The sequence below is a fragment of the Actinomadura sp. RB99 genome (assembly GCF_014706005.1).
Lineage (GTDB): Bacteria > Actinomycetota > Actinomycetes > Streptosporangiales > Streptosporangiaceae > Spirillospora.
Genome location: NZ_JABMCA010000029.1, coordinates 15,244 through 31,789 on the forward strand (window position 1 = coordinate 15,244; position 16,546 = coordinate 31,789).

Below are 16,546 nucleotides of genomic sequence, written 5' to 3' on the forward strand. Positions count from 1 at the left end.
TCACGTCTCCGGGGGCGAACCACCTCATTTCGGCGGCCCGGAGTTCGCACGGCGAACCGCCCGTTTCCAACCGACCAATTCCGCCCCACGGCCGCTGAAGCCAGATCTCTCCACCTGGATGCTCAAGCCGGACCGCTCAGGCGGGGCCGGCTTTGATGGCGGCGTCGATGAGGGCGCGGTCGACACCATCCGGGACGATCCGCTCGACGCGGACGTCGTCGCAGCCGACCCACGCCGCCGCCCGCCACAGCGCGGTGGCCAGCGACGCGGCCGACGCCTCGGCGCGCCCTGCGGTCCTGGTCGCCCACGGTTCGAACGACACCTGGCGGGCGACGAGCGTGCCGCCCTCCCGGGCCGGGTCGACCCGTCCGAGCAGGCGCCCGCCCGCTAGCAGCGGCATCGCGAAGTAGCCGTGGACGCGCTTGGCCTTCGGGACGTACGCCTCCAGCCGGTGGTCGAACCCGAACACCCGGGACGTCCGCGCCCTGTCCCACACCAGCGAGTCGAACGGCGACAGCAGCGTGGTGGCGTGCCGTCCCCGCACCGGAGCGGCGAGGGCCTCCGGATCGGCCCAGGCCGGCTGCCGCCACCCGGCCACCGTCACCGGGACGAGCCCGGCCGCCTCGACGACGCCGGCGACCTGGTCCTGCTTGAGCCGGTAGTAGTCGGCGAGGTCGCCACGGGTCGCCACGCCGAGGGCCCGCCCTGCCCGCGCGACGAGGGCCGTCAGGCACGCCTCGTCGTCCGGGTCTTGCGCGAGAAGTTCCGCGGGGACGGCCCGTTCCGCCAGGTCGTAGACCCGCCGCCAGCCGACCCGCTCGACGCACACGACCTCGCCGACGTCGAGCAGCCACTCGATGCCGATCTTGTGCTCGCTCCAGTCCCACCATTCGGCGCTGGCCTTGGCGCCGCCGAGTTCCTTCGTGGTCAGCGGGCCTTCGGAGCGCAGCCGGTCGCGGATCTCGTCGCACACGCCCTCGGGCACCTTGTGCCAGCGCCAGCCGCGCCGCAGGTAGGCGCGGCGGCGGAACGCGAACAGCGGCCAGTCGCGCATGGGCAGGATCGACGCCGCGTGCGCCCAGTACTCGAAGGCGCCGAAGGAGCCGTTCCCCCAGTAGGCGGTCTCGATCGCGCCACGCCCGACGGGCCCCAGGCGCGCGTACGGCACCAGCTCGTGGGACCGGGCCAGCACCGAGATCGTGTCGAGCTGGACGGCCCCCAGCCGTTCCAGCATGCCCGTCACACCGCCTCTCGGCCGCGCGCCCAGGAATCCCTGGGCGCGCAACTGGAGCCGCCGTGCTTCGTCCGCGCTGAGCTCTGCCTCGACCACGTCCGCGATGCTAGGCCACAACACCGACAAAACCACATTGCCGGTAACCCGACCCCCGCCGCCAGCCCGTTCCTGCCAGCAGCCCAAGCTGCCGGCTGCCCACACCCTGTAGGCGGGTGTGGCCGCCGATCAGGCGACGACGCGGCCCCACCGGTAGCCCACCGCGCCGAATCGGGTGGCGCGGCCTGCCCGGCAGCCACGCCCTGTCGGTGACGCTGCCACCGGTCAATTGACACGGCCCCGCCGGTAGGCCACGCCGTGTCGGGTGGCGCGGCCTGCCCGGCAGCCGCGCCGTGCCGGTGACGCTGCCGCCAGTCAGATGACACGGCCCCCGCCGGTAGGCCACGCCGTGTCGGTGGCGTGGCTTTGCCGGTGGCCGCGCCGTGTCGGTGGCGCGGCCGCCGGTCGGGTGGTGCGGCGCCCCGGGTCAGGTGATCTCTAGGAGCTTCTCGCGGACGGCGTAGACGACCGCTTCCATGCGCGAGTGGAGTTGGAGCTTCTCGAGGATGTTGCGGACGTGGTTCTTCACCGTGTTCTCGGAGATGAACAGCTCCCGCGCGATCTCCCGGTTGCCGAGGCCGCGGGCGACGAGCCGGAGCACCTCCATCTCGCGCTCGGTGAGGCGGGGCGCGGGGACCTGCTGGGTGCGCTCCTCGCTGCGCTTGGCGAGCGAGGCGAACTCGGTGATCAGCTTGGACGCCATCGACGGGCTGATCAGCGACTGCCCGCCGTGAACCGCGCGGACCGCCTGCGGGACCTCGTCGATCGAGATCTCCTTCAGCAGGTAGCCGCTGGCCCCGGCCTTGATCGCTTCGAAGAGGTCCTCCTCCTCGTCGCTGATCGTCAGCATCACGATCTTGGCGCTGGGCGCGGCGTCCTTGATCGCCGTGCACGCCTCGATGCCGCTGCGGCGGGGCATCCGGATGTCCATCAGCACCACGTCGGGCAGCAGGTCGCCGGCCATCTCGACCGCCTCGTGGCCGTCGCCGCCCTCGCCGATGACCTCGATGTCGTCCTCGGCCTGCAGCACCATCTCCAGGCCTCTGCGGAACAGCGCGTGGTCGTCGACGATGAGCACGCGGATCGGGTCGGCCGCATCGCCCGGCCGCGCGGCCCGCCGCTCGGCGGGGGTGGCGGCGGCGCCGCCCTGCCGGGGCACCGTCACGGCTTCGCGAGCCTCGGGATTCTCGCTCACCTGAGTCGCGGCGTGGAGGAGACGCCGCTTCCCCCCTTCACTGTCAGTGATCTGAAACTACCGGAGGGTCGGGGCTCCAGGGTCGCCCCCCGGAGTTCTTCGCCGGGTCCGGGGTGGCCCCGGGACGAACGGGGTCGGGGCCGCGCCGGCGTGACACCGGCGGCGGCAACGCCCCTCGGCCCCTACGTTACGGGGTTTTCCGCCGTTCCCAGCGTCTCGCGGGGCCGACGTCTCCTGACAAAAATCCGGAACGCCGGCCGGCCCGGACGCCCCGCGTGGCCCCACGGGGTGCGCGGGCCGGCCGGCGCCGTGCCGATCCCGGCGCCGCGTGCGCGCCGCCGGGCGCCGTTCCTCACTCCTCGACGAGTCTGATCACTCCGTAGTCCCAGCCCCTCCGGCGGTAGACGACCGAGGGGTGCCCGGTGGCCTTGTCGCGGTAGAGGAAGAAGTCGTGCCCCACGAGCTCCATCTCGAAGAGCGCCTGCTCGATGCCCATCGGCTCGGCCTTGTGGAACTTCTCGCGGACGACGACGGGCCCGTCGCCCTCCATCGGGATCGGGACGATGCTCTCGTCCACCTGGGCCCCGGGCCGCGCGGCGCCGGTCTCCTCCTCGGCGACCGCCGTGGCCGTGCGCGTGCCGCTGGACGCGGGCTCGGGCACGGGAGCGGTCATCGGCGCCGGTTCGGGGAGCGGTTCCATCGTGGCGATCTTGGCGCGGCCCTTGCCTCCGTGCGCCTTGCGGCGCCCGCAGTCGCGGCGCAGCCGCGACTCCAGCTTGTCGAGCGCCATGTCGAGCGCGCCGTAGCGGTCGTCGGCGGCGGCCTCGGCCCGGATCACCGGGCCACGTGAGCGGATCGTGAGCTCCACTCGTTCGCGCTGGTCGGCGAGCCGCGGGTTGCGTTCCTCGGACACCTCCACATCCACACGGATGACCTTCTGGTCGAGCCGCTCGATCTTGGCCAGTTTGCTGTCGACGTGCCGACGGAACCTGTCGTTGACCTCGGTGTGCCGGCCCCTCACGATGATGTCCACGCGGGACCCCCCTTCTCCCGGTTGCGATTCACGCCCGGTTCGGGACCCCTGTTGGCCCCGTACGGGCACCACAGCACGGTGGGTCGCACCCGCCCGGCCGACCTGGTCTTCGTCCCCACATCCGCCTGCTGAGGGGCTCGCGGCGCTCTCGCCACTACTGCCCTTCTCCCGGTTCGGGGGATGTCGGATCCCTCGACGGGGCAGGACTTACCTCTAAGGCGCACCGTGATCGGTCGACGAGAAGTCGCCTTACGTGGGCCGTTTCGCCTGCGCCTGGCATCGGCTAGCCGGATCGTCTGCCGTGCTCCTGACGAGCACTGCGATCCGACGCAACCACGGACCCGGGCGGGTGCCATGTCAGGAACGCTAACCCCTTACGCCACGAATGTCAGGGGGGTGAGGCGAGGAAAAACTCACTGAACGTCATCGAGAGCCGCCGCTACGCCGTCCCTGGGCCCGCCCCCGCCGGGCGCCGAAGGCCCCAGAGGCCCCTGGTGCCGGGCGGTTCGGGCGATCGTGACCCGCAGGTCAGGCCACCGTCTCCGCCGGGTGAGTTTGGGAAATCTCTACTCCCGTCATGAAGCGATGTGACCCGAATTACCCCTTCTGTCCGCCGAACGGCGCCCGTCGCCGCCTCAGGACGCCGCTACGTTAGGTAGCTAGCTGCCTTCCTAGCCCGCCGACGTGAAGAAAGTCACCGCCCGGCCGGGCACGGCCCTCACGATCAGCGACCCGGGTGGAACGGCGTCCCGCCGCCGGGTCACCGCACGTGGTGCGGGTGGTCGCCACGAGCAGCTCTCTGTGCAGCGTGGAGTCGCCATGCGATCACCGCCCTGCGCGGCTTCTCCTGCGCGGCGTGGACGGCGCGATCACCATTCTCGGCGCAGCGGGGTCGCCGCTACGGTGGCCGCTGCCGCGACGTCGGCGCCCGCCTCCCGCAGTGCGCGTGCCGCCTCGGCCAGCGAGGCGCCGGTCGTGACCACGTCATCGACCAGGACGACCCGTCGTCCGGCGAGAGGGGCCCGCGCGACCGCCTCCAGCGCGCCGTTCAGGTTGTCCCGGCGCGCCTTCGCCCCGAGCCCGGCCTGGTCGGCGACCCGCCGGCACTGGCGCAGCCCGCCCAGCGCGACCACCGGGACGCCGCCCGCCCGCAACCGCTGCACGGCCACCGCCACGGCCTGCCTCATGGGATCGTGCCCGCGCCGCCGTGCCGCTCCCCGGCGCGACGGCACCCACACGATTGGAATCGGCTCTGTTGGGGTCGCCGTCGCCGTCGCCGACGCCGACGCTGCCGAGGTCGCGGAGGCTGTCGTGGCTTTCGAGGCACTGCGCGGCGGGCCTGGCTGGAGCGGCGGGCCTGGGCCGCGCGGCGGGCTCGGCTCGCCTGGCGGACCAGACCGGCGCAGCGAGGCTGGGCCGCGCGGCGAGTCGGGTTGGCGGAGCGGGTCGGGTGCCCGGGGGTCTGGTAGGGCCGCGTCCACCGCTCTGGCCAGGGCCTCGCCGAGCGGGGTGGCCAGGGCCGTCCTGCCGTGCTCCTTGTAGGCCGAGAAGATCTTCTGGACGGCGCCCTCGTAGGCGGCGACCGTCCACGGAGGCGGGACGCCCGGGGGCGCCGGACGCGCCGGACGGGCGGGCCCGTACAGCGGCGCGGCACAGGAGCCGCAGAGCAGGCCGGGCTCGCCGCCGCAGCCGGCGCAGATCTCGGGGAGCAGGAAGTCGATCAGATCGCCGAAGAAGCTCATGACCTCGACGATGGCCGCCGGCCCCGGCGGCCGGAAGCCCTTCGCCGAATTGTGGATAACCGCGCGGGCTCAGTGCGCGTAGCTGGGGTCCCGGGCCGCCGTCGGGCAGATCCACTGGCTGTACGAGGTGACGGGCGGGCGCTGGCGGCACACCTGGTCCTTGCCCGACGACCAGGTCCCGATCAGGACCGGGGACCCCGGGGCCGCGGCGATGGTGCGGGGCTCGCCGAGCGCGCCGACGCCCAGGGACGTGATGGCGCTTCCGCTCACGGGCATCAGGTACGGCAGCGTCTGGGAGTCGCGCTTGGCGCGGCCGAGGACGGCGAGGGTGTCGTAGTCGCGCCACGCCAGGTCGACGGCGTCCTGGAGTTCGGACGAGACGGGCAGGAACGACCCCACGTCCAAGGACCCGTCAGGGGCGGTGGCTATCCGGCCCATCTGGACCTCGGGGCGCCCGTCGATCCCGACGATGACGGCGGTACGGACTCCGTCCCGCGCCACGCGGAACGCCAGCACCTGCCGTCCGCCGAGGCCCCAGTGGCCGGCCTTCACCGGCGCCTTGCCGGGACGGCGGACCCACAGCCACGACGCCTTAGGAGTGCTCTCCACCGTCCACAGGGTGCCGTCACGGCTCCACGAGGGCGCGGTGAAGCGCGCGCCCTTGTGGGCGTTCAGCAGGACGTGAAGGGCCGGGCTGCCCGCGACGGGCCCCGCGGTGACGAGCTGGGTGCCGTCTGTGCTGAGCCCCGCCAGCTCCTGGTAGTTCGGTGATACGGCCGGGTGGGACAGCCGTCCGGCGGCGCCGGTGACGACGGGCTGGGCGCGGTCGCCCTGGAGGGTGCCGAGGAAGCCGGCGGTGCCGGCGACGTAGGCGGTCTGGCGGACCTGCTCGTCGGGGTCCTGGCCGTCCGGGGAGTTCCCGTCCCAGGAGTGGACGGACTGCGTGGCGTCGGAGCCCTGCGGCGTCACGGTCTCGCCGTCGATCTCCAGCCGCCAGCGCTTGATCTCCGAGAGCTGCCGCAGCGTCCAGCTGAGCTGGGCCGACATGCGCTCCACGTTGCCGCCGCGGGCGTCCTGGGTGAGGTCGACGATCGCGACGTCCTTGTCGATGCGGACGCTGCCGCCGCGCAGCCTGGTCCCTTTGGGGAACGCGCTCTGCACGGCCCCGTTGAGCCAGGACGTGGGGCCGGACAGGAGCGCCTGGACGAGCTGGGTGGGGAGCGTCTCGCGGTCCACCACCGGCAGGAAGATGCCGTTGGGGACGAGGGTGTGCTCGTCAGGGGCGAAGAAGTACAGGTTGACGGTGCGCATGGCGCGCTCGACGTCGTCCTTGGTGAGGAACAGGCCGGCCTTGTCGTTGCCGGGGAGCCCGGTGATGCGCCAGACGCCCTGCTGGGTCTTGGCCAGCTGGAAGTCGGCTTCGACGCTCTTGGGCGCGGCGGTGTACTGGCCGTCGGAGTCGATCGTGCCGAGCTGGTCGCCGGTGACGTGCACGGTGGCCTGGTTCGCGGACGTCTGGTCCACGTGGGGGTCGACCGTGCGGCTCGACAGGACGTCCACGTACGGCCTGAGGCCGGGGTCCCAGGCGTTGGGTGTGCTCAGGTACTCCTTGGCGACCTTGTGGCCGTCGTCGAAGCTCGCGGAGGCGGTGAGGAAGCCGGAGACGAGCTGGGTGGGCCCCCAGTCGGGCTGGGGGCTGACGGGGATGAGGCGGACGTACGGGTCGTCCACGCGTTCGGCCTTCTCGGCGGGCTTGCCGGTGATGACCTGGCCGCCCGTGGGCACGTTGGCGCATCCGGCCGCGCACAGGACGAGCACGGCCGCGACGGCGACGGCGGGCCGCATCCGCCGGGACTGGAGGCGCCGCGCCGGGCGGCGGTCGCCGGTCAATCCCCCGCCTCCAGTTCGGCGAAGAGGGGGCGCGCGTCGCCGGCTCCGGGCGGGACGAGCGGGAGGGGCGATCCGCGCAGTTCGGCTCCGGCGACGCGGGGCAGCGACAGGCGGAACTGGGAGCCGACGCCGGGTTCTCCCCATGCCTGCAGCCATCCGCCGTGCAGCTGCGCGTCCTCGCGCGAGATGGACAGCCCGAGCCCCGTGCCGCCGGTAGTGCGCGCGCGGGCGGGATCCGCGCGCCAGAAGCGGTCGAAGACCATCTGTCCCTCCCCCGGTTTGAGGCCGACGCCGTGGTCCCGCACGGCGACGGCGACGGCGTCGCGGTCGGCGGCCACCGACACCACGATGTCCTCGCCCTCGCCGTGCTCGACGGCGTTGACGACGAGGTTGCGCAGGATGCGCTCGACCCTGCGCCGGTCCACTTCGGCCATGCAGGGCTCGCCGGGGAGCTGCAGGACGACCTTGCTGCCCTTGCGCTCGGCGAGGCCCTGGATGTCGCCGACGACGCGCAGGACCAGATCGCGCATGTCGAGCGATTCCGCGTCGAGCGTGGCGGCGCCGGCGTCGTGGCGGCTGATCTCCAGCAGGTCGGCCAGCAGCGACTCGAACCGTTCGAGCTGGCTCTGCAGGAGCTCCGCGGACCGTCCCACGGCGGGGTCGTCGAAGGTGTCGCGGTTCTCGTAGAGCATGTCGGCCGCGATCCTGATCGTGGTCAGGGGCGTGCGCAGCTCATGGGAGACGTCGGAGACGAACTGGCGCTGCAGCTGCGACAGGTCCTCCAGTTCGCCGATCTTCTCCTGGAGGTTGGCGGCCATGTCGTTGAAGGAGCGGGCCAGGCGCGCCAGATCGTCCTCCCCGCGCACGCGCATGCGCTCTTCGAGCCGTCCTGCGGCGAGCCTCTGCGCCCCCTGCGCGGCCAGGCGCACCGGGATGACGACCTGGCGTGTCACCAGTGAGGCGATGGCGGCCAGGAGGAGCACCAGGACGACGCCCACTCCGACCATGGAGCGGCTGACGTTGGTGAGGGTCTTCTGCTCCTGCTCCAAGGGGAACAGGTAGTACAGCTCGAACTGGCCGGACTTGCCGCCCACGATGAGGCCGCGTTCGGACGGGTGCCCTCCGACATAGGTGAGCTTGCCGTACGTGTAGGCGCGCGCTCCGGCGGGAGCGTGCTTCAACTCGTCCCGGAGACGCTTGGGGACGCTCTCCTTACGGAGCTCGTTGGTGGCGTACCCGTCGAAGTACTCGGCGGTGGTGTCGCGGATGTACACCTCGTACAGGCCGGACGGGCCGCTGCGCGCCTTGAGGCGGTTCACCACGGCGTTGAGGCGGCTGCCGTCCTCGGCGGCCGGCGACGTGCTGTTGCCCAGGTCCCGCTGGACCTGCGCCAGGCCCTCGTCCAGCTGGAGACGGGCCGCCTTGACCTTGCCGTCCATGAGCGCGGTCGACACCTGCTGCATGAGGAACACGCCCAGGATGGCCACCACGATCGCCGAAATGAACAGCGTCGAGGTGACCACCCGTACCTGGATGGAGCGGCGCCACCGCATGTACGCGCGGCTGGCCGTTCCGCGCAGGACGCGCCGCAGCGCCAGCAGGCCGCGCCGCGCGAACCGCTTCGCCCTCGACATGTCGGCCTTCACGAGGGGTCCTGGGGGCGGGGCGGTGTGGCGGTCATCGGCGTGCCGTTCCGGCTGTCACGAGGGGCGCGGGACCGGGGGGTCAGGCGGGCCCGGCCTTGTAGCCGACGCCGCGCACGGTGACGACGATCTCGGGCCGCTCCGGGTCCTTCTCGATCTTGGCGCGGAGCCGCTGGACGTGGACGTTGACCAGGCGGGTGTCGGCGGCGTGCCGGTACCCCCAGACCTGCTCCAGCAGGACCTCGCGGGTGAACACCTGGCGGGGCTTGCGGGCCAGGGCGACGAGCAGGTCGAACTCCAGCGGGGTCAGAGGGATGTGGCGGTCGGCGCGCTTCACCGAGTGCCCCGCCACGTCGATGGTGATGTCCCCTATCTGCAGGGTCTCGGGAGCGGGCTCGTCTGTGCGGCGCAGGCGCGCGCGCACACGGGCGACCAGTTCCTTGGGCTTGAACGGCTTGACGATGTAGTCGTCGGCGCCCGATTCGAGGCCGAGGACGACGTCGACGGTGTCGCTCTTGGCGGTCAGCATGACGATCGGCACACCGGACTCGGCGCGGATCTGCCGGCAGACGTCGATGCCGTCGGCGCCCGGCAGCATCAGGTCCAGCAGCACCAGGTCGGGCCGGGTCTCCCGGAACGCCTCGAGCGCCTTGTCGCCGTCGTGGACGAACGACGGCTCGAAGCCCTCGCCCCTCAGCACGATGCCGAGCATCTCGGCGAGCGCGAGATCGTCGTCGACGACCAGTACACGTCCTCTCATGGCCCTCATCGTCACAAAGTCGGGGTTCGGTGGAGTGGGGTGAGACGCTCCGGCCCCACCTCGCCAGGGAGAGATATGCCTTGGCGTGCCAGGTTACCTGCGTTTGCCTCGTACATGACTCCTCCATGCGTCCGGTGGCCGGCCCCTGACGCGCGCCAGGGCGTGACATGGCACTAGGCCCGCCTTATGCGCGCCTTATGCGTCACCCCATACAAGGGCGGGATTGTAAACGGGACTCCCGAAACACATGCCAGGTTGTCCGGGATCGGAAGCTTTCGTCCCTGTGCGCGCCCGTCAGGGCGCAGATCGGCACCGACCGGGCCCGTGTCGGCATATGCGGCGGCTCGCCCGTGACAGGATGACCTGACCGGCGGCCGCGGCCACCATGGGCCGTCCACGCCGGGACACCCCCCGCCGAAGATCGCAGGGAGCCGACATGCCGGGACCGGACGGCTGGGACGACGACGCGGACGCCGACGTCCCGTTCCGCCCCATGTCCATCTCGGAGATGCTGGACGGGTCGATCGCCGGGATCCGGCGCCGGCCCCGCACGGCCCTCGGCGTCGCCCTGGCGTTCAGCGCGGTGACCCAGGTGGCCAGTTCCGTCGCCGCCTACTTCTTCATCGGCAACGAGGCGCGCGACGAGGTCACGCCCGGGGTTCTGCTGCGGTCGTTCGGGGCGCAGATGACCCTCGCCGTCATGGGGCTGGTGCTGTCGGCCTACGGGATCCTGGTCCTGTCGGGGCTGCTCGCGCCGATCCTGGGCCGCGAACTGGTGGGGCTGCCCATCGCGCCCAGGCAGGCGTGGCGCGACGCACGGCCGCGGCTGGGCCGGCTCGCCGCAACGGCGGCCGTGGTGCTGCTGGTGCCGCTCGCCGCGATGGTGGCGCCGATCATTCCGTTCATCCTGCTGGTGGCGTCCAGTGCGCATCCTGCGCTGGGCGTGCTGGCGGCGGTCATCGGTTTTCCCGTCGGCATAGCGCTGATGGTGTGGTCGTACATCCTGCTGGTGCTGGCCGTACCGGCGGTGGTGCTGGAGCGTACGACCGTCGTCGGCGCGCTCAGGCGGGCCCGGGTGCTGTCCAAGGGCCGGTGGTTCCGCACGTGCGGGACGCTCCTGCTGGCGATCCTCATCACGGTGTTCATGGGGTTCTTCGCTCTGCGGATCCCGTTCCTGGTCATCCAGCTCATCTTCTTCGGGGTCGGCTCGGACGGCGGCTCGACGGTCGGCGCGCTGGCGGTCGACACGGCGGGCCGGATCATCAGCTGGGCGGTGGTGCTGCCGTTCGACGCCGGCGTCATCGCGTTGCTCTATATGGACCGCCGTATGCGCCGTGAGGGTCTCGACCTCGACCTGCGTACGCGGGGACGATCCGCCGCCGCCGTGGCTGCGGCCGGATCCGGCCGTGACGGCAGTGGCGCTAGTGGCGGTAGTGACGGCGACGGAGATGCCGAGGGGGACCGCCGGGCGGACGGCGACGACGGGGAGGGCTTCATCGACCTGTGGCGGCCCCGCCCTGTAGGGGCCTGGCAGGGAACCGGAACGGAAGCGGGGGCGCGCCGGTGATGCTCGACCCGATCGGCCGCGACGAGGCCCGCGACATGGCGCGCCGTGAGCTGGACAAACAGATCTACCAGCGGGACAAGCCGTCCTGGCTCGAGCGTGTGTGGGAACGCTTCTCCGACTGGCTCCAGAAACTGTTCAGCCACGCCTCCCATCCGAACGCGCACGGCAGCGGCGGCGGGTGGGTCTCCATCGTCGTCATCGTGGTGATCGCACTGGTGGCGGTCGGCCTGGTCGTGTGGCTCATGTGGGACCGCCGGAACCCGCGCTCCCGGAAGGACCCGCTCCTGGAGGACACGCCGTCGACCGCTCTCGACCACCGGGAGGCCGCGGAACGGCTCGCGGCCGAGGGGCAGTGGGCCGAGGCCATCCGGGAGCGGCTCCGCGCCATCGCCCGCGACCTGGAGGAGCGCGCGGTGCTCGCCCCGCGGCCCGGCCGGACGGCGGACGAGCTGGCGGCGGAGGCGGGCGAGGCCGTGCCCGAGCTGGCGGACGCGCTGCGCGCCGGCGTACGGGTGTTCGACGACGTCTGGTACGGCGACCGTCCCGGCACGGCCGAGCGGTACGCGCAGGTCAAGGAGCTCGACGAGCGGCTGCGCGCGGCGCGTCCGAAGCCGCTGGAGTCCGACGGCCTCACGCCCGCGGGCGTCGGCGCCGACGATCCGGACGGAGGCCAGCGATGGTGATCCAGTCGCCGGCGCGCGCGCAGGAGGCGGGCAGCGGCGGGGGCGGCGGCGAGGCATCCGCCCGGCAGGTCGCCGGGCGCCGCTGGCGGTCGGCGCGCGGCGTTGTGGCGGCGCTGCTCACTATGGCGGTGATCGCGATCATCCTGGCCGCGCTGCGCCCGTCCGGCTCGCCCGAACGGCTCGACCCCACCTCCCCCAAGAGGGACGGCTCGCGCGCGCTCGCGGAGATCCTCAAGCAGCACGGGACGCCCGTTGTGGTGGCGAGGCACGCCGCTCAGGCCGTCGACCAGTCCGGCCCCGGCACCGTCATGGTGGTCACGCGGAGCGAGCGGCTCACCGAAAACGACATCGACCGGATGCGGGGCGCGCAAGGGGCCCTGCTGCTGGTCGAGCCCACGGCGCCGGTGCTGGAGGCCCTCGCGCCCGGCGTCGAGATCGAGAACACCAGCTTCGCCGGCACGGGCGAGCCCGGATGCCCGCTGCCCGCCGCCACGCTGGCGGGCGCGGTGACGTTCGGCCAGTCGCAGACCTACGCCGTGTCCGGCAACGCCGTCACCTGCTATGAGGTGGACCACGAGGCACGCCTCGTGCAGGTGCAGGACGGTCCGAGGACCGTCACCGTGCTGGGCTCCAGCACGCCGCTCACCAACCAGCACCTCGCGGAGGAGGGCGACGCGGCGCTGCTGATGAACCTCGCGGGGGCGGGCCAGTCCGTGGTGTGGCTGGCCCCCGACCTCCCCACCGAGGGCGCCGGCGCGGGGCAGGAGTCGCTCACCGACCTGCTGCCGTTCGGCGTCAAGCTGTTCTTCCTGGAGCTGATCGTCGCCGTCGTCCTGGTGGCGCTGTGGCGGGGGCGGCGGCTCGGCCCGGTGGTGGCCGAGGCGCTGCCCGTGGTCGTCCGCTCCGCGGAGACGGTCGAGGGGCGCGCGCGCCTGTACCGGGCGAGCCGCGCCCGGGACCGGGCCGCGGACGCGCTGCGCTCCGGCGCCCGCGAGCGCATCGTCCCGCTCCTCGGCCTGCCGCGCACCAGCGCGCAGGACCCCGCGGCCGCGCAGGAGATCGTCGCGGCCGTGGCCCGCCGGACCGACCGCGGCGAGGAGTACGTCGGCGCGGCCCTGTACGGTCCCGAACCCGTGGACGACGCCGGGCTGATCGCCCTCACCTCCGTCCTCGACGACCTGGAAAGGCAGGTACGCCAGTCGTGAACCACCCTGTTGACCTCGGGAAGGACGACGCGCCCGGCCCGGTGCCGGGCGACGCCCCGCCGGGCGCCGGGGGCATGTCCGAGGAGACCCTGCGGCAGGCCGAGACCGCCCGCGCGGCGCTCGCGGCCCTGCGCGGCGAGGTGGCCAAGACGGTCGTCGGCCAGGACTCGGTGGTGACGGGGCTCGTCATCGCGCTGCTGTGCCGCGGCCACGTGCTGCTGGAGGGCGTCCCCGGAACCGCCAAGACGCTGCTCATCAAGACGCTGTCGCGGGCCCTCGACCTCGACTTCAAGCGCGTCCAGTTCACCCCCGACCTGATGCCGGGCGACGTGACCGGGTCCCTGGTGTACGACAACCGGACCGCGGAGTTCGAGTTCCGCGAGGGCCCGGTCTTCACCAACCTGCTGCTCGCCGACGAGATCAACCGCACCCCGCCGAAGACGCAGGCGTCGCTGCTGGAGGCCATGGAGGAGCGGCAGGTCTCGGTGGAGGGGACGGCCCGCGCCCTGCCGGACCCGTTCGTGGTGTGCGCGACGCAGAACCCGATCGAGTACGAGGGCACGTACCCGCTGCCCGAGGCGCAGCTCGACCGGTTCCTGGTGAAGCTGACCGTGCCCGTCCCCACCCGGGACGAGGAGATCAGGATGTTGCAGCGGCACGCCGCGGGGTTCGACCCCCGCGACCTGTCGGAGGTGAAGGCCGTGGCGGGCGCCGCGGAGCTGGCGGCCGGGCGCGCCGCGGTCCGGTCGGTGCACCTGGACCCGAAGGTCGCCGCGTACGTCGTGGACCTGTGCCGCGCCACGCGCCAGTCCCCGTCGCTCCAGCTGGGCGTCTCCCCGCGCGGCGCCACCGCGCTGCTGGCCACCTCGCGCGCGTGGGCGTGGCTGTCCGGGCGCGACTACGTGACGCCGGACGACGTGAAGGCGCTGGCTCGCCCGACGCTCCGGCACCGTGTGCAGCTGCGCCCCGAGGCGGAGCTCGAGGGCGCGACGGCCGACGGGGTGCTGGAGGGCATCCTCGCCCACGTCCCCGCCCCGCGCTGATGGCGCTCACCGGACGCCTGGGGCTGCTGGCGCTGCTCGGCGCGGTCGCGCCGGTCCTGCTGCCGAGCTGGTGGACGCTCCTCGCGGTGTGGGGCGTCCTGCTGCTCGGCGTCGTGGTGGACCTCGCCCTGGCCGGCAACGTGCGGGCGCTGCGCTTCCACAGGTCGGGCGACACCAACGTCCGCCTCGGCGAGACGGCCCGGGTGGCGCTGATCGTGGAGAACCTCGGCCGGCGCCGGCTCAAGGCGCGGCTGCGGGACGTGTGGCCGCCCAGCGCGGCCGCCGCGCCCCGGGCGGTGCGCGTGGACGTCCCGGCCGGGGAGCGCCGCCGCGTCGACATGGCGCTGACGCCGACGAGGCGCGGCGACCGCCGCGCCGTGACCGTCGTGGTCCGGTCGGTGGGGCCGCTGGGGCTGGCCGCGCGGCAGCTGTCGCGGCCCGCGCCCTGGACGGTGCGCGCGCTGCCAGCGTTCCCGTCGCGCCGCCACCTGCCCGCGAAGCTGGCGCGCTTGCGGGAGCTGACGGGCGCGCACGTCGCGCTCATCCGCGGCCAGGGGACCGAGTTCGACTCGCTGCGCGAGTACGTCGACGGCGACGACGTCCGCTCGATCGACTGGCGGGCCACCGCGCGGCGCGCGGACGTGGTGGTCCGGACGTGGCGTCCCGAGCGCGACCGCCGGATCTACCTGGTGCTGGACACCGGCCGCACGTCCGCGGGGCGGGTCGGGGACATTCCGCGCCTGGACTGCTCCATGGACGCGGCGCTCCTCCTGGGCGCCCTGGCGTCCCGCGCCGGAGACCGCGTCGACATGCTCGCCTACGACCGGCGCGTCCGTGCGCGCGTCGAGGGCGCGTCGCGTACGGACCTGCTGCCCGCGATGGTGCACGCGATGGCCCCGCTGGAGCCGGAGCTGCTGGAGTTCGACGCGGCCGGGATGGTGTCGACGCTGATGTCGCGGGTCCGGCAGCGGTGCCTGGTCGTCCTGCTGACCGAGCTGAACACCGCGGCGATCGAGGAGGGGCTGCTGCCGCTGCTGCCCCGGCTGACGGCCCGCCACCTGGTCATGATCGCCGCCGTGGCGGACCCGCGGGTCGGCGAGATGGCCGCCGGGCGCGGCGATCTCGCGGCGGTGTACGACGCGGCGGCCGCGGAGCGGGCGCGGGCCGAGCGGCGCCGGCTCACCGCCGAGCTCCGGGCGCACGGCGTCGAGGTCGTGGACGCGCCGCCCCAGGACATCGCTCCCGCCCTCGCGGACGCCTACCTCGCCCTCAAGGCCGCCGGACGCCTCTGAACGGCTCAGCGGCCCGCTCAGCGACGCCTGGACGGACGCGGGAGGCCGCGCGTCACCCGGAGTCACGAGCGGCGGCGCCGATCATGGCGGTTCGCCGGATATGAGGCGGGACCTGCGCCGGGCGCCGCTCAGCCCGCGACCGGGACGAGATCGGGACGCAGCTCCGCGTCCCCGGTCTCGCCCTGCCGGGTGGCGCGGCGGCCCAGCACGATCACGTAACCGAGGAACGCGGCCTCGGCGACGACGCCGATCGCGATGCGCAGCCACGTGACGTGCACCCAGCCGGTGACGAAGCCCTCGATCAGCCCGGACACCAGCAGCACGCCGACGAGGCCGATCGCGATGCTGATCGCGGCGCGCCCCTCCTCGGCGAGCGCCTGGCCGCGGCGGCGGCGCCCCGGGTCCACGACCGTCCAGCCGAGCTTCAGGCCCCCCGCGCACGCGAGGTAGACCGCGGTCAGCTCCAGCAGGCCGTGCGGCAGGATCAGCCCGAAGAACACGTCGCCCTTGCCGTAGGCGAACATCAGCCCGCCCGTGACGCCGAGGTTGATCTGGTTCATCAGCAGCACGTACACGGTCGGGATGCCCAGCAGGATGCCGAAGATGAGCGCGATCGCCGACACCCACGCGTTGTTCGTCCACACCTTGAAGGCGAACGACGCGGCGGAGTGCTCGGTGTAGTAGTTCGCGAAGTCGTGCTCGACCAGGTCGCGGATCTCGTTGGGGGTGCCGATGCTCGACTGCACGTGCGGGCTGTGCACGATCCAGATCGCCAGGGCCAGCGCCAGCAGGTTGCCGAGGACCGCGTTGCCCAGCCACCACCACCGCATCCGGTAGGCGGCGGCGGGGAACGACACCGTCGCGAACCGCGTGACGTCCCGCCACATCGGCGCGTGGGCGCCCGCGACCGCGGCCCGGCCACGCGCCACCAGCGACGACAGCCGCCCCACGAGCTCCGGGTCCGGCGAGCTCGACCGGACGACGGACAGGTGCGTGGCCGTCCGCTGGTACAGCTCGACGAGCTCGTCGGCCTCCACGCCGGTCAGCCTGCGGCCGCGGTTGATGAGATGCTCAAGCCGTAGCCAGTCGGCGTTGTGCGCGGCCACATAGGCGTCGACGTCCACCCGGGGAGACTAACGCCTCGCCCCGCGAAGGCGGCAAAA

13 protein-coding genes are annotated in these 16,546 nt (G+C 73.1%); 5 read left to right on the forward strand and 8 right to left on the reverse strand.

What is annotated here, in order from left to right:
• Positions 1-136: 136 nt before the first annotated feature.
• The 7 genes from amrb99_RS24670 to mtrA form a co-directional block, all read right to left on the reverse strand.
• The gene (locus tag amrb99_RS24670) at positions 137-1,330 is read right to left on the reverse strand and encodes a crosslink repair DNA glycosylase YcaQ family protein (protein ID WP_347256833.1); all 1,194 of its coding nucleotides are present in this window, start codon (positions 1,328-1,330) and stop codon (positions 137-139) included.
• A gap of 427 nt (positions 1,331-1,757) precedes the next feature.
• Positions 1,758-2,414, reverse strand: coding sequence for a response regulator transcription factor (locus amrb99_RS24675; protein ID WP_225991365.1), 657 nt, complete (start codon positions 2,412-2,414; stop codon positions 1,758-1,760).
• A 463-nt stretch (positions 2,415-2,877) separates the two neighbouring features.
• Positions 2,878-3,558, reverse strand: coding sequence for a ribosome-associated translation inhibitor RaiA (gene raiA / locus amrb99_RS24680; RefSeq protein ID WP_190860118.1), 681 nt, complete (start codon positions 3,556-3,558; stop codon positions 2,878-2,880).
• Positions 3,559-4,427: 869 nt separating this feature from the next.
• Positions 4,428-5,300, reverse strand: a complete 873-nt coding sequence (locus amrb99_RS51405) for a phosphoribosyltransferase family protein (RefSeq protein WP_190860120.1) — start codon at positions 5,298-5,300, stop codon at positions 4,428-4,430.
• Between the two features lie 69 nt (positions 5,301-5,369).
• Positions 5,370-7,190 (reverse strand): LpqB family beta-propeller domain-containing protein, encoded by a 1,821-nt coding sequence (locus amrb99_RS24690; protein ID WP_241755888.1) that lies wholly within the window; start codon positions 7,188-7,190, stop codon positions 5,370-5,372.
• The gene (gene mtrB / locus amrb99_RS24695; protein ID WP_190860122.1) at positions 7,187-8,824 is read right to left on the reverse strand and encodes an MtrAB system histidine kinase MtrB; all 1,638 of its coding nucleotides are present in this window, start codon (positions 8,822-8,824) and stop codon (positions 7,187-7,189) included. The genes amrb99_RS24690 and mtrB overlap by 4 nt, the downstream gene beginning before the upstream one ends.
• 91 nt (positions 8,825-8,915) lie before the next feature.
• A complete protein-coding gene (mtrA, locus tag amrb99_RS24700) occupies positions 8,916-9,593 on the reverse strand; it encodes an MtrAB system response regulator MtrA (RefSeq protein WP_151538627.1) in 678 nt (225 codons plus the stop codon).
• A 436-nt stretch (positions 9,594-10,029) separates the two neighbouring features.
• On the opposite strand from mtrA, the gene amrb99_RS24705 reads away from it, so the two are divergent.
• From amrb99_RS24705 to amrb99_RS24725, 5 genes are all read left to right on the forward strand, one after another.
• A complete protein-coding gene (locus tag amrb99_RS24705; protein WP_190860124.1) occupies positions 10,030-11,160 on the forward strand; it encodes a hypothetical protein in 1,131 nt (376 codons plus the stop codon).
• Positions 11,160-11,843, forward strand: a complete 684-nt coding sequence (locus amrb99_RS24710) for a DUF4129 domain-containing protein (RefSeq protein WP_194737144.1) — start codon at positions 11,160-11,162, stop codon at positions 11,841-11,843. Before amrb99_RS24705 ends, amrb99_RS24710 begins: the two co-directional genes overlap by 1 nt.
• Positions 11,837-13,048, forward strand: a complete 1,212-nt coding sequence (locus amrb99_RS24715; protein ID WP_190860128.1) for a DUF4350 domain-containing protein — start codon at positions 11,837-11,839, stop codon at positions 13,046-13,048. Before amrb99_RS24710 ends, amrb99_RS24715 begins: the two co-directional genes overlap by 7 nt.
• Positions 13,049-13,122: 74 nt before the next feature.
• Positions 13,123-14,091, forward strand: coding sequence for a MoxR family ATPase (locus tag amrb99_RS24720; protein WP_190860257.1), 969 nt, complete (start codon positions 13,123-13,125; stop codon positions 14,089-14,091).
• Complete coding sequence (locus amrb99_RS24725; RefSeq protein WP_190860130.1) at positions 14,091-15,383, forward strand: DUF58 domain-containing protein; 1,293 nt, start codon at positions 14,091-14,093, stop codon at positions 15,381-15,383. The genes amrb99_RS24720 and amrb99_RS24725 overlap by 1 nt, the downstream gene beginning before the upstream one ends.
• Before the next feature lie 128 nt (positions 15,384-15,511).
• On the opposite strand, the gene amrb99_RS24730 is transcribed toward amrb99_RS24725, so the two are convergent.
• Positions 15,512-16,507: a stage II sporulation protein M gene (locus amrb99_RS24730; protein ID WP_190860132.1), complete on the reverse strand. Its 996-nt coding sequence runs from the start codon at positions 16,505-16,507 to the stop codon at positions 15,512-15,514.
• Positions 16,508-16,546: the final 39 nt, after the last annotated feature.

Coding starts and splice junctions, on each gene's coding strand:
- amrb99_RS24725 (WP_190860130.1), top strand. CDS start 14,091: ATGGCGCTCACCGGACGCCTGGGGCTGCTGGCGCTGCTCGGCGCGGTC.
- amrb99_RS24705 (WP_190860124.1), top strand. CDS start 10,030: ATGCCGGGACCGGACGGCTGGGACGACGACGCGGACGCCGACGTCCCG.
- mtrA (WP_151538627.1), bottom strand. CDS start 9,593: ATGAGAGGACGTGTACTGGTCGTCGACGACGATCTCGCGCTCGCCGAG.
- amrb99_RS24715 (WP_190860128.1), top strand. CDS start 11,837: ATGGTGATCCAGTCGCCGGCGCGCGCGCAGGAGGCGGGCAGCGGCGGG.
- amrb99_RS24720 (WP_190860257.1), top strand. CDS start 13,123: ATGTCCGAGGAGACCCTGCGGCAGGCCGAGACCGCCCGCGCGGCGCTC.
- mtrB (WP_190860122.1), bottom strand. CDS start 8,824: ATGTCGAGGGCGAAGCGGTTCGCGCGGCGCGGCCTGCTGGCGCTGCGG.
- amrb99_RS51405 (WP_190860120.1), bottom strand. CDS start 5,300: ATGAGCTTCTTCGGCGATCTGATCGACTTCCTGCTCCCCGAGATCTGC.
- amrb99_RS24710 (WP_194737144.1), top strand. CDS start 11,160: ATGCTCGACCCGATCGGCCGCGACGAGGCCCGCGACATGGCGCGCCGT.